Source organism: Enterococcus sp. DIV0802b (assembly GCF_050543535.1).
Lineage (GTDB): Bacteria > Bacillota > Bacilli > Lactobacillales > Enterococcaceae > Enterococcus_D > Enterococcus_D entomosocium.
In genome coordinates this window covers 2,216,775-2,229,859 of sequence record NZ_CP172941.1, presented here as the reverse complement: position 1 = coordinate 2,229,859, position 13,085 = coordinate 2,216,775, and the positions used below count along the sequence as shown (strand labels likewise).

Sequence of the window (13,085 nt, the reverse complement as noted above, 5' to 3'; positions counted from 1 at the left end):
ATAGGAAGAAACCCGTGTATTTGATGAAGCTATTGATCCTTAGTTACTGGGGACCTGACTAATTTACGTGGAAAACCCGCCACTGTCATTCACCGTTTTCTGCTCCTCAAGTAGAAAATAAAACAAAGAAGACTAGCCGAAATCAAGAAACCCATAAAATAGAAAGTTAGCTGCATGTCAGGCATCGTATAGGAATACTCTAAAATCTTACAAACAAAGATCACTAAAGAAACCGTGATGGATAAGGAAACCCATGTGAAACGCGGCAATCGTTTCGTTACGATGATCAATCCTAACGAAAAAAAGATGACTGGTACCCAAAAGATCAAGCGAGCAAGTTGGATCATTTTATCTCTCCTCATTCAAATTGATTTGAGTAAAAGGATAGCTTACAACGTTTGTTATTAAAAATAATAACCATTGTTTCTGAGCATTTTTTCGGAAATTGTGTCTTTAACTTAAAGCATGAGCGTAATGTTTCTCTTTAAATTCTTTTGGTGTTTGCCCGGTAACGGCTTTGAAATTGCGGATAAAATGGCTTTGATTGGCAAATGCCAACTGGGTGCTGATTTTTTCGTAGGAAAAATCTGTGAACAGCAATAGATGCTTGGCTTCGCTGATCTTTCGTTCCTGAATGTAGCTGTGGATCGTTTTGTTCATTTCTTTTTTGAACTGATTACATAGATGGGTCTTATGTTTTTGAGTGATGGCTGCGAGATCATCAATGGTCACTTTTTCATAGAGATGGCTGTCGACATAATTAACAATCGTCTTGACCAACAGTGATTTTTGCGCCAGCGGATAGCTATGCAGAAGCTCCATAAAGCGGTAGGTGGCTTCTTTGATATAGCGGAGGCACTCATCGGCAGAATGAATATAAACCAGACCTTGGATCAAGGAATCAGATAAGCCGAATGCTTGGTTGACTGGTACTCCTTCATCAATGCTCATGCGGGTCACGACAGCGACAAAGGCCGAAAACTTTAGTTTTAAGCCTTCCAGTTCATGAGGGGAAAGGGAAACACTGTAGGTCTCTTTCATTTTGTTAAATACCCAGACTACTTTTTCCGGCTCGTTTCGTTTGATGTAGTCAAGATAGCGCAATTCAAAATGATAGGAATCAAAGGTAGCTTCATGCACACGGCGTTCATAAAGATTAGTTTCCAAGCTAAGATCTGTTTGCATGGATCGGTCGTGGGATTCAGTTTGGTAATGCCAATGGATTTGGTCTTTTGCCAACGGCTGCTCCGCAAACAGCGTATAAAGCAGCTGGATGTATTCTTCAAAGGAGTATTTGTCTTCTTTGGAATAGTGCACATTGTAGTGGTATTCATGTTCAAGAAATAGGTAAGACGTATCTGGTGTACCAATCACTCCACAGGGTCCGATGACCATATAACAGGTTTTTCCAGCTAACTGAAACGCAAAACAACCAAGCATATATTTGCCGAAATGATAGAGATTTGCAACTGGGCCGTTCGTTTCTTCCAAATAGTGTTTCAGAGGATTCTTGGCTGTTAAGGTGAGTGGGGGATACAGCGGAGTCCCTTCTTGATCCAAGAGAATCATCGGGATCAAATATTTGCGATAAAGCAGATCCATGGCGGTCGTAAGTGTTGTTTTGTTCATGAGACACCTCAAAGTCCAAACATTGTTTTTTCTTTTAGTATAACGTAAATTTTTTAGCATTCAATAAACAATTTATTATAAACACTAGTTTTTTAGTATATCTAAGGAAGGATTCTTTCTATAATTCAGATAAATAAAACGGTTACAGGAAGGAGTAAACATGGATAGTAAAAAATTGAAAGAATTGTTTCAGCAATTGACGCCAGAAGAAAAAATCGCTCAGACGATTCAATTGAATGGCAGTTTAGTCATTGAAAATGAGGTGATGACTACTGGCCCGATGCAAGATTTAGGGCTTCCACCAAATTTGAAGATTCACGAGATTGGTTCGATTTATAATGTGAACGATTACCAAAAATTGATTCAGTTACAGAGGGAAACGTTAGCACACAGCCGACTAAAGATTCCTATGCTGTTTATGTCGGACGTCATCTACGGGTTTCGAACGATTTTTCCGATTCCCCTTGCCCAAGCAGGTTCCTACGATTTTAATTTGATCGGGCAAGCCGCTGAGATGACCGCCAAAGAATGTTACCAAAATGGCCTTCATGTGATCTTTTCACCCATGCTGGATCTTGTTCGCGATCCTCGCTGGGGCAGAGTGATGGAGTCGCCAGGAGAGGATGTGTATACGGCAAAACGTTTTGCTAAAAGCGTCGTGACCGGCTACCAAGGCAATCTTGATCAAGGAGTGGCAGAAAATCACGTTGCTGCTTGCATCAAACATTTTGCTGGTTATGGTGCACCCGAAGCGGGCAGAGAATACAATACGGTCGATATGTCCAATCAGCGCTTATTCAATGAATATTTGCAACCCTATCAAGCGGCGATCGAAGCCCAAGCACTGCTAGTGATGACGGCCTTCAACATATTGAATGGTGAACCTGCAACGGGTAGCCGCTGGTTGAACCGAGAGATTTTGCGCGAACGTTTCGGTTTTGATGGGGTACTGGTCTCCGATCATGCCGCCATCAAAGAATTGGTCCCCCACGGTTTTGTCAAAGATGAACGGGAGGCCGCTCAGAAAGGTTTGGAAGCGGGCGTTGATTTTGATATGATGACATCGGTCTATGCGACGCATTTGCCAGAACTGATTAAACAACCCGAATTAGCCGCGTTGCTGGATGAAGCAGTCTGGCGAATTCTCGTACTAAAAAATCAATTAGGTTTGTTTGAGGAACCCTATCGAGGGTTGAAAACGCAACAAACTGGAGAGGTTTTGTCGGATAAAGCCAAAGAGCTAGCCGTTAAGCTAGTAGAAAAAAGCTGTGTGCTGTTAAAAAATGAGGGCAGCTTACCTTTGAAAAAGGACCAAACCGTCGCTGTGATCGGTCCTTATGGAGAAAGCCGGTTGACCTTAGGTTTTTGGGCGTCAGTCAGCGGCAAGCCACAAGACACGATTCCTTTAAAAACCGGTTTGCTGCAGCATTTCGCACCCGAAAACTTGATCTTTGCTCGTGGATACAATCTATTCGACTCGTATGAGAAATTTGGTCCTTTAAAAGCCGGGATCGAACAGCTGAATGGACCGATCGAACCAGAAGATCAGTTGCTTTTGGAAGCCATGGAAGCCGCCGAAGCCGCCGAAGTTATCGTCTTGACTTTTGGAGAGCAGTTTTTGGAGAGCGGCGAAGGGGCATCAAAAGCTCATTTGCAGCTGCCATTGAAACAAATTCGTTTGATCCAAGCGTTGAAAAAAACTGGCAAGCCTTTGATTGGCGTGCTTTATACTGGCAGACCGTTAGTCTTAACACAAGTGGAAGCATTATTTGATAGTCTGTTGCTCGTATGGTATCCAGGAACGATGGGCGGGATCGGGATCGCCAATCTGTTGAGTGGGCAGGCTTCTCCGACGGCAAAACTGGCGATGACCTTTCCTCGGAGTGAAGGACAGATCCCACTATACAGTGCCCAACTGCCAACGGGCAGACCTTTGACAGATAGTGAGCATTCTGATCGCTTTTTGTCAAAATACCGCGATGAATCAAATGAACCCTTATTCGCATTCGGAACAGGTCTTAGTTACAGTTCGTTTACTGGTGAATGGCTTGGTAGTGAAGTATCTAGCGAGACAATCCATTTGGCTTATCGAGTGAAAAACCAATCGGCAATAGCTGCAGAAACCGTCATCCAAATTTATCTCATGCAGCGCCCAGCGGCAATGGTTCGTCCAAGTCGCCAATTAATTGCGAGTGACCTCATCTCATTCGCGCCCCAAGAAGAAAAAGAGCGCAGATTGTCACTGCCGTTGTCAGAACTTGTTTTCTATGACAATCAAGGGAAGAAACACATAACCAAAGGTACTTATCGATTCCTAATGCGGATCGATCAAAAAGAAACGATGCTTAGTGTAACGATCTAAACTAAAGGAGTGAGAAAGAATGGAAAAATTAGAAGCATTTTTAAGTAGCAAACTATTACCAATGTCACAAAAATTACAACAAAACAAAGTATTGGCCGCTTTGATGGAGGGTTTTATTCGAACAAGTCCCATCACTTTAGGAATTGCGTTTATCACGATCATTGGAAATTTTCCGATTCCTGGTTGGACGGACTATTTGACGAAAATTGGCATCTTCCAGCATGTTGAAGCGATCACCAACGGAGCAACTGGCGTTTTTGCCTTGTATGTTGTATACAGTTTGGCGTATTCTTACGCAAAACAATTAGGAAGCAATGAACGCAATTCAGCGATTATTTCTTTAGCTAGTTTCATTATGTTGATGCCACAAACCGTCGCAACAACTGTCATGCAAGATGGCCAAGCAGTGGAACAAACGATTGGTGCCTTGAAGCTTGATTTCTTAGGCGGGCAAGGACTGTTTATCGGCATGCTGACCGCTTTGTTGGTCACTCGCTTTTATGCTTTCTTATCGAGAAAAAACATTATGATCAAGCTACCGGATAGTGTTCCCCCAATGGTAACCCAATCTTTAGCACCAGTGTTTGTTGTCACGATCATTTTTGCAGTCGTCTTTGTCTTACGTGTCTTATTTGGGTTTACTTCATCCGGTTCGATTTTCCAATTCTTTATCGATGTGATCAATGCGCCGTTGAACTCCTTAGTTGCCAGCCCGCTATCGATCATCATCATTATGGAATTATTAGCTGTTTTATGGTTTTTCGGAATTCATAATGCAGTTTTACAAGGACCACTCGGGGCGATTAGTATGACCATGGTCGTTTCAAATATTGCCGCTTACCAACAAGGACAAGCGCTGCCTTATCTGATTCCTTCAGTGATTTATATGGGCATGTATGCTGCTGGCTTCATGGGCTTTGTGACCTTCTTTATGATCCGCAGCAAATCGGCAAAAATGAAACAATTAGGAAAATTGTCGTTTATCCCGTCGATCTTTAACATCACAGAGCCAATCATGTTCGGGATGCCGATTATTTTGAATCCGTTGTTCTTTATTCCGCAAGTCTTTACACAATTGATCGCTGGCTTTGTGACCTGGGGATTGGCGACAACGATCCTCCCAATCAGTTTGAATCCAACCATGAGTCTATTGCCATGGACTACACCGACTTTTATCAAAATGCCCTTTTCAGGAGGGCTCAATTACACGATCTTGATGGTTATCTGTATGCTGATCGGTATTGTTATGTGGTATCCGTTTCTAAAAATTGCGGATAAAAAAGAGTACGAATTAGAAATGGCTGCTGAAAAAAAGCAAGCAAGTGAAGCAGCAAAAATGACAGAAAAAGTCGTGGAAGAAATTCAAGCGTAAACAAAGGAAGTGGCACATTTGGTTTATTTAGGAATTGATATCGGTGGGACGCACATCAAAACGGGATGGGTTGAAAAAAATGAAGTCACCGACGGACGAAGTTTTCCCACCCCGGCAACGCTGGCGGCATTTAGTGAAACTATCAAAACGATCCTCCAAAGCTATGCCCGTCAAGTTTCTTTCACGAAAGTGGCTATCGCAGTCCCTGGTTCAGTTAATGAAACAGGGACGGTCTTCTTTGGTGGTGCCTTGCCATACCTTGATGGGGTAAATTTGCCAGAATTGATCTGCCAGTTAAGCGATGGCATGGTGACAGAGGTTACTGTCGAAAACGACGCAAAAGCCGCCGCGCTAGGGGAAATGAAAGCCGGCAATCTGCAAGGGATCCAAAATGGTGCGGCAATCATTTTAGGAACAGGTGTGGGAGTTGGTCTTTGTCTCAATGGAAAACTCTATCGTGGGCATCATGGACAAGCTGGTGAAGTCAGTTTTATGATTCGTGACCGACAAATGAGAGGCGCGGACTCTTTTGTGGGAATCGGTCTTTCGGCTGTCGGATTAATTGAGCGTTTGGCTGCTAGTATGGCTATCGCGCCTGATGGTCCTTTGGTCTTTGATACCCTTACGAAAACTGCTGATCCTGAGGCAGAGGCTTTATTTTTAGCTTATACCAAAGAAATCGCTGTCTTGTGTTTCGATCTTCAGTGTCTTTTAGCTCTGGAGAAAATCGTTATCGGTGGCGGGATCAGCCGTCAGCCACGCTTGATCGAAGCCATATCTAGCAGCTATCAAGCTATTTTTAAAACCGCACCAATCATTGAGAAAACGCTGCAGCCAGTTGCGATCCAAGCCGCTTATTTTCAAGCGGACGCCAACTTGATCGGCGCAGCCAAGGAGGAACCGTGGGATGAGTAAATTTCCGGAAGCATTTTTGTGGGGAGCATCCACTAGTGCTTATCAAGTAGAGGGCGCATGGGCAGAAGACGGCAAAGGTCCCTCAGTGCAAGACATCAAAGAGATTCCGCAAGGGACCACTGATTTTAAAGTAGCATCAGATCACTATCATCGCTATGAAGAAGATGTGAAATTGTTTAAAGAATTAGGGTTAAAAGCCTATCGTTTTTCTATATCATGGAGTCGAGTCATGCCCGATGGTCAGGTCAACCCAGCAGGATTGGCGTTTTATCAAAACCTGATCGATCTGCTACTAGAAAACGAGATTCAACCAATCGTCACCGTATTCCATTTTGATCTGCCCGTTACGATCGCGAAGCAAGGCGGGTGGGAAAACCGAGAGACGATCCAAGCATTTGCTGATTACTGCCAAGTACTGTTCGAAAACTTTGGCCATCAAGTCCCGCTATGGCAAACCATCAACGAGCAAAATGTGATGGCACTTGCTGGTTCGGTCATTGGGACGAGTCAAAAATCCATGAAAGAAAAATTTCAAGAAAATCATCATATGCTAGTGGCACAAGCATTGGTGACCCAACAGTTTCATGCCGGTAATTTTAGCGGCAAGATTGGCCCAGCACCGAATATCGCCAGTGTCTATCCAGCTTCTGAAAAACCAGCCGATCAGCTGGCAGCTCTTTCTATGAGTGCGCTGAGAAATTGGTTATTCCTAGATGCGGCTGTTTTCGGCACATACAACCATAACGCATGGCATTTGTTAGAGACGATTGGTGCAGCACCGACAGTCACTGAAGCAGATCGAAAGATTTTGGCGGCTGGAACATGTGATTACATCGCATTGAATTATTATAATACGATGACCGTCAGCAGCTATTTTCAAAAAGAGACAAAACTCGATCAACAGTCTGGTTTCGGGATTCCCGGCTTTTTCCAAGCAGTAGAAAACACCCATTTGCCCATGACTGAATTCGGCTGGCCGATTGATCCAGAGGGCTTTCGTTTTACGTTGAACGAAATCTATTCCCGTTATCGTCTGCCTCTTTTGATCACGGAAAATGGCATTGGTGCCAAGGATGTTTTGACAACTGATGGTAAAATCCACGATGATTATCGGATCGACTACTTGCAACAGCACATCGAACAAATGGCGCTCGCAATCGAAGACGGCGTCGATGTGATCGGCTTCCATGGAGTGCGATTGACCTAGTCAGTACTCATGAAGGCATCGCTAAACGCTACGGGTTTATCTATGTCAATCGTACGGACGAGCAGCTGTTGGACTTGGCGCGATACAAGAAAGATAGTTTTTATTGGTATCAAAACGTCATCGATAAAAACGGGTTAGGAGAGTAAGCGATGTTTTTTCAGGAATATCTATTTGATCCAGAAGCGCAAGCCGGTTTGACAGTGTACCTGCATGAGGAAAAAGCCGAGTATGAACGGGTGGGCGATCGTCCGTTTGTCTTGGTGATTCCCGGTGGCGGCTACTCCTTTTGTAGTGAGCGGGAAGCTGAGCCGATTGCTTTAAATTTTGCTGCCCAAGGTTTTCACGCCGGGGTCTTACGCTATCATGTAGGGACACATCGCAGTTTCAGCCATTCCTTAGCAGATGCAGAAAAAGCGATTACTAAAATCCGAGAACTTGCAAGTGAATGGGGAATCGATGCCGAAAAAATCGCTGTGATCGGCTTTTCTGCCGGCGGCCATTTGGCAGCGGCGTTATCAACACTCTCCTCAATGAAACCGAGCTTATGTATTTTAGGCTACCCAGCGATATTGTCTTCATTTGCTACTGTGATGAAGATCGATGCCCCTTCATTAGAGGAATGTGTCACAAAAGATACGCCGCCCACCTTTTTGTTTTCAACCTTTGAAGACAATGTCGTTCCTATCGAAAATTCATTGGCGTATCTGCAGGCCCTAGAAGATCACGAGGTTCCCTTTGAAAGTCATATTTTCCAAAAAGGACGTCACGGTCTTTCTTTGGCGACCGAACGCTTCGGTAATCGTAAAGAAATAGTTGATCCACGTTTTGCCCGTTGGTTTGATGAATGCGTCGAATGGCTAGAGTTGAACTGGGCAGATAAAGTTGCCCAGCCAGCTTTGTTTCCTGATTTAGGGCAGTGGCCAATTCGGGCATTACTCGAGTCAGGTGAAAACAAACGCTTGCTGTTGCAGGCTTTTCCATCATGGGCAGACAAAAGCCGCTTAAAAATCGTAAAAAACATCAGCTTGCAGCAACTACTAACGATCATGCCAGAAGCTTTTGAGAATGTTTCTTATCAAGCGCTTGTTTTGCAGCTGATTGATCCTAGAAAGGAAGAGTAAAAATGAAAGCAATCCTGGTCCATGAAAGCTATAAGGCTTCAACAGAATTGATCACACAAGAGCCACAAGCGATTGAACAGTTATCAGCTGTTCGTAACAGTACTGCTGCTTGTCAGTTGCTGCTGCACGATGGCAACCGCAATCATTATATTATTGGCGACGAGTTTTCGATCCCCGATGAAATCGAGATTCCCATGATACGCGTTGAGATTTTTAGCGAATTGCCGGTCAAAGCGCAATTCGTCGACTATTATGTCGGTCAGCAGGAATTGGCGTACGCCGATAAATTACTTGAACGAACTGCCAAAACCTATCCTGGCGATCGCTTTGCACCACTTTATTTGGAGTGGCAGATCGATGAGACGATCAAACCGAAAGTTTATCCCGTGAAAATCAAGGTCTATCGGGCACACTTGACTAGCCAAGAGGAGTGCTTGTTAGAAAAGAACCTAACGATTGAAGTGGACGCTTTTACTTTTCCAAAAGATTATTTAGAGACGTTCCACTTAAATATGTGGCAGCAGCCCAGCAATTTGGCTCGCACCTTTGACGTTCCGTTATGGAGCGATGCCCACTTTGACTTGATCAAGGAAATGGCTGAGAGTCTCGCTGTGATCGGACAAAAAGCGATCACAGTGATCGCCGGAGAGATCCCTTGGAAGGGCTGGTTCAATTACATCGTCAAAGATTATCCCGCCAATTTATATGAGTATTCGATGGTAAAGGTCAAAAAGACACCAGACGGAGAACTTTCCTGCGATTTTTCTGTGCTGATACGTTACCTTGATTGTTTTTTTGCTGCGGGCATCAAAGATGAAATTGATGTGTTTGGTTTATTAGGGGTCTGGGAACCGCCATTTTTTCCGTTAGTCAACTTGGACCATCCAGAAAAATTGGTGATTCGCTTTTATGATGAGGGGAAAGGCGCCTTTGGCTTTATTAATCAAAAAGCTGAGTTGCAGGAGTATCTACGCCAAGTATTTGATTATTTTAAAGGAAAGAATCTGTGGGAGAAGGTTCGCATCGTTTCTGACGAACCGAAGAAACATCAAATCGACAGTTTCCGAGCCTCGTTAGCTGTTTTAAAAGAAATTGATCCGTCGATCCAGATCAAAGCTGCTTTTGATAAAGAAGACGTGTTATTTGAGCTGCTGCCAGTGATCGATCATCCTGTGACTTCCTATTACTGTACTTGCAACCATTACGAAACACTAGCACAAAGCCATCCGGGCAAGATGCAGTACTATGTCTGCAATTATCCCGACAAACCAAATACCTTTTTGCATAGTCCCCTGTTAGAGACGCGAATGCAAGGAATCTTATCGTATCAGTTCAAAACAGACGGCTTTCTGCGTTGGGCCTACAATTGCTGGCCAGAACATGCTCGGTCCGATATTCGGTACAATACGAGCTCACTACCGATCGGTGATCTTTGTTTCGTCTATCCTGGCAATCACGGACAATTATTGTTGTCCCTAAGGTATAAACAACTACAGCGGGGGATTGAAGATTTCTATCTCTTGAAGACCGCTCAAGCTGCACAACCGCAGCAAACCGACGCCGTAGTAGCAGATTTTCTTAAAGTTACAGACACGAAACACTGGATGATCGACAGCCATCACAGTCATCCCGATGTTTTTCTACAGACCGCGGAGGAGATGGAGGCCTTTCATCGGGCCCTCCTCGAACTGCTAGAAAAGTAGCAAAATCAAACACTGCACCCAGAAATTTCACTACGATTTTCCAGAAGAATAGTGAGATACCTGTGGGCGTTTTCACTACTGATTCACGCAGCTTTTTCGTTTTACTAGGCATCTGTTTTCTTACAGATGCTTTTTTTCTGGTGAGCGTTTCGTTTTTCATTCCCTCCATCTTCCTTTACACTTTTAAGTAAGGTCATAACAAACGATGACAAATAGAAGTAGAAATAATCAAGGAGGAAACGAGCATGTCAGAAAAAATCAACAATCCGTTAACGAAGTATTATGATGGCAAATTTGAAAAACAGGTGCAAGAAGCACCGGCAATTCAAGGAAAGATGCAGCCAGTACCTGATTGCGGGGAAGAAAGCTACGCAGGTTCAGGCAAATTAGCTGGACGCAAAGCATTAGTGACCGGTGGTGATTCTGGTATTGGTCGAGCAGCAGCGATTGCTTTTGCCAAAGAAGGCGCCGATGTTGCAATCAACTATCTTCCTTTTGAAGAAGAAGACGCGCAAGAAGTCAAAGCAGTCATTGAAAAAGCTGGACGCAAAGCAGTTTTGATCCCAGGAGACTTGAAAGATGAAACTTTCGCTCGTCAATTGGTTCATGAAGCAGCCAAAGAATTAGGCGGGTTAGATACGTTGGTTCTAAATGCTGGGATGCAACAAGCGGTGAAGGACATCAAAGAGTTGACTACACAACAAATTCAAGATACCTTTACAACGAATATCATCTCGATGTATTGGACAGTCCAAGAAGCGTTGGATTATCTGCCAGCTGGTGGGAGCATCATCACGACCACTTCGATCCAAAGTGCGGAGCCTAGTGCCCATCTTTTAGACTATGCAGCCACGAAAGGTGCTATTACTTCCTTTAGTAAAGGGCTAGCTGCTCAATTAAGTGAAAAAGGCATTCGGGTCAATACGGTGGCTCCTGGTCCAATCTGGACACCACTTCAAATTTCGGGTGGACAGCCACAATCTGCGATTCCAGAATTTGGTCAAAAAGAACTGATGAAACGTGCTGGACAACCAGTCGAATTAGCACCAGTCTATGTTTTCTTAGCCTCTGATGAAGCAAGTTATGTAACTGGTCAAGTTTACAGTGTAACTGGCGGTAGCTTCTTCGCTTAAAATTCCTAGGACTAAAATAGTAGAAAAAAAGCTCGAGCAAAGAGGCTCGGGCTTTTTTTGCGGATGAAAATGGAATCGGCAACTTATTTTCCTTGTTCGGCAAACATCTTGGTCATCATCAGTTGATTGATCTTTGCAAAAACGGCTGCCCACTCTTGCTCGGCTTGCAGGTTAGACAGTAAGACTAATTTTTCGGAAAACATCACTTCTTCATAATTATCCGTGATCAATAAATCTGCGGCTTCCATTTGTTTGACGAAAGTCACAGAAGCTTTAGAATAAATCGAACGAATCCTCGTCTCAATCATTTGCTTTGTGCGGTATTGAATCGTCGTTTGAATATAGATCGACACGGTCGGGGGCGTATTCATCTGTGTTTCCAAATACAAGAGATGAGCCAGATAAGGCAACTGTGTCTGTTCAAAATACTCTTTATCCAAGTCAGCAAATGGATACTTTTCAACATGGGTCAGTAAAAGTGTGCAGATTGCTTCATAGGTTCTGTCTTTGGAAGGAGCATTTTCAGTCAACAGTTGGTGTTCTAGCTGCCACACTTCCAGAAGATCGATGCCGATAATGATCGATAGATTGAAGACCAGCAGACAGCTGCTTAATAATTTTTCGAATTCGGCGGCTTCCTGACTTGGAGCAAAGGTATCGTGCCAATCTTTGATCATTGCAGTGAAAAAGCGCACAAGATCAGTATCAGAATGTTTGATCTCTTGGATGATCGTTTGATTCTTTTCTTGGGGAACAACCCCTGGCAAAAAGACATGCAAAAAGAAATTCAAGTAAAGATACTCTGACTGAAGCATCTTTTCTGAGGCATAATCGGCACTCAAAAAAAGTGATTCGAGAATTTCTTCTGGTAAAAAACAATAGAAATTCATCAATCCCATGTATTTTTTAGGAATCGGTGGCAAATATTTTTTCTGGATCGTTCGGCTGACCACTGCTTGCCAAAATGCAGCGAGTTTATTTTTCGTCAACGGATCAAAGTGAGAAACAGCAAAGAATGCCGTAAATTCTTCGACATTTTTATGGGAAACACTCGGCAAAAGCCACAAATCAGCAGGCGCACTTTGGGTCAAGAAACTGTAGGTGAAAATACGGATATCAAGCTCTTTTCCAGCAAGAACGATGCGATTATTCAGGTCTGTTCGAATTCGGATTTGAAATTTTTCCAATAGTTGGTTGATTTTCTTGATCAACCGATACATATGCGATTGGCTGACATGCAAATCCAAACATAATTGAGTCAAGGTCATTTGCGGGCGCCCAATCAAGTAATGAATCAGGTTGTATTGTGTGGAGTTGAGCAAGTAATGGTACATCAATTGTGCATAGAAAGGTTCATCATCCTCTGTTCGATCAAGAAAATACTGATTGTAATGATTTTTTGATAGAAGCAGGTGAGGTGAGAGCAGCTGCAAATCTTCATTTAAAAAATAGATATATTTTTGCAGGCTTTTTTGCGGGATATTCAAAACTTCTGACAGTTGGACCAATGTCACTCCGTTGGAATTGCAGACAACTTTGAAAATCTCTAATTTCTTTTCTTCTGCGGGAGAAATGAATTCTCGATACATAAGGGATTCTCCTTTTTGGCGTTTTTTTTACGCTAAATCTGTGAACCGTATGAT

General features: G+C 43.4%; 9 protein-coding genes and 1 pseudogene. 7 read left to right on the top strand and 3 right to left on the bottom strand.

Annotated features, from left to right (window positions below):
- Positions 1 to 89: 89 nt before the first annotated feature.
- Together IGJ12_RS10595 and IGJ12_RS10590 are read right to left on the bottom strand one after the other, a co-directional pair.
- On the bottom strand, positions 90 to 347 hold the full coding sequence (locus IGJ12_RS10595) for a hypothetical protein (protein WP_430618990.1): 258 nt from the start codon (positions 345 to 347) through the stop codon (positions 90 to 92).
- 106 nt (positions 348 to 453) lie between these two features.
- A complete protein-coding gene (locus IGJ12_RS10590) occupies positions 454 to 1,629 on the bottom strand; it encodes a helix-turn-helix transcriptional regulator (protein ID WP_253271636.1) in 1,176 nt (391 codons plus the stop codon).
- Between the two features lie 160 nt (positions 1,630 to 1,789).
- Here IGJ12_RS10590 and IGJ12_RS10585 point away from each other — a divergent pair, with 160 nt between their 5' ends.
- From IGJ12_RS10585 to IGJ12_RS10555, 7 genes and pseudogenes are all read left to right on the top strand, one after another.
- Positions 1,790 to 3,991 (top strand): glycoside hydrolase family 3 N-terminal domain-containing protein, encoded by a 2,202-nt coding sequence (locus IGJ12_RS10585; protein ID WP_139960154.1) that lies wholly within the window; start codon positions 1,790 to 1,792, stop codon positions 3,989 to 3,991.
- A gap of 19 nt (positions 3,992 to 4,010) precedes the next feature.
- Positions 4,011 to 5,363, top strand: a complete 1,353-nt coding sequence (locus IGJ12_RS10580) for a PTS sugar transporter subunit IIC (protein ID WP_008378647.1) — start codon at positions 4,011 to 4,013, stop codon at positions 5,361 to 5,363.
- Between the two features lie 9 nt (positions 5,364 to 5,372).
- Positions 5,373 to 6,278, top strand: a complete 906-nt coding sequence (locus IGJ12_RS10575) for an ROK family protein (protein ID WP_430618989.1) — start codon at positions 5,373 to 5,375, stop codon at positions 6,276 to 6,278.
- Positions 6,271 to 7,631: pseudogene (locus tag IGJ12_RS10570) on the top strand (glycoside hydrolase family 1 protein). Before IGJ12_RS10575 ends, IGJ12_RS10570 begins: the two are co-directional and overlap by 8 nt.
- Before the next feature lie 3 nt (positions 7,632 to 7,634).
- The gene (locus tag IGJ12_RS10565) at positions 7,635 to 8,606 is read left to right on the top strand and encodes an alpha/beta hydrolase (protein ID WP_008378639.1); all 972 of its coding nucleotides are present in this window, start codon (positions 7,635 to 7,637) and stop codon (positions 8,604 to 8,606) included.
- 2 nt (positions 8,607 to 8,608) lie between these two features.
- Complete coding sequence (locus IGJ12_RS10560; protein WP_430618988.1) at positions 8,609 to 10,309, top strand: DUF4091 domain-containing protein; 1,701 nt, start codon at positions 8,609 to 8,611, stop codon at positions 10,307 to 10,309.
- Positions 10,310 to 10,554: 245 nt separating this feature from the next.
- Positions 10,555 to 11,442, top strand: a complete 888-nt coding sequence (locus tag IGJ12_RS10555) for an SDR family oxidoreductase (protein ID WP_005235175.1) — start codon at positions 10,555 to 10,557, stop codon at positions 11,440 to 11,442.
- A gap of 83 nt (positions 11,443 to 11,525) precedes the next feature.
- Here IGJ12_RS10555 and IGJ12_RS10550 read toward each other — a convergent pair whose 3' ends face one another.
- On the bottom strand, positions 11,526 to 13,031 hold the full coding sequence (locus IGJ12_RS10550; protein WP_142971681.1) for a helix-turn-helix domain-containing protein: 1,506 nt from the start codon (positions 13,029 to 13,031) through the stop codon (positions 11,526 to 11,528).
- Positions 13,032 to 13,085 lie beyond the last annotated feature (54 nt).

Excerpts from the sequence above, each read along its gene's own strand:
- IGJ12_RS10595 (WP_430618990.1), bottom strand. The coding sequence starts at position 347 with ATGATCCAACTTGCTCGCTTGATCTTTTGGGTACCAGTCATCTTTTTT.
- IGJ12_RS10590 (WP_253271636.1), bottom strand. The coding sequence starts at position 1,629 with ATGAACAAAACAACACTTACGACCGCCATGGATCTGCTTTATCGCAAA.
- IGJ12_RS10585 (WP_139960154.1), top strand. The coding sequence starts at position 1,790 with ATGGATAGTAAAAAATTGAAAGAATTGTTTCAGCAATTGACGCCAGAA.
- IGJ12_RS10580 (WP_008378647.1), top strand. The coding sequence starts at position 4,011 with ATGGAAAAATTAGAAGCATTTTTAAGTAGCAAACTATTACCAATGTCA.
- IGJ12_RS10565 (WP_008378639.1), top strand. The coding sequence starts at position 7,635 with ATGTTTTTTCAGGAATATCTATTTGATCCAGAAGCGCAAGCCGGTTTG.
- IGJ12_RS10560 (WP_430618988.1), top strand. The coding sequence starts at position 8,609 with ATGAAAGCAATCCTGGTCCATGAAAGCTATAAGGCTTCAACAGAATTG.
- IGJ12_RS10555 (WP_005235175.1), top strand. The coding sequence starts at position 10,555 with ATGTCAGAAAAAATCAACAATCCGTTAACGAAGTATTATGATGGCAAA.
- IGJ12_RS10550 (WP_142971681.1), bottom strand. The coding sequence starts at position 13,031 with ATGTATCGAGAATTCATTTCTCCCGCAGAAGAAAAGAAATTAGAGATT.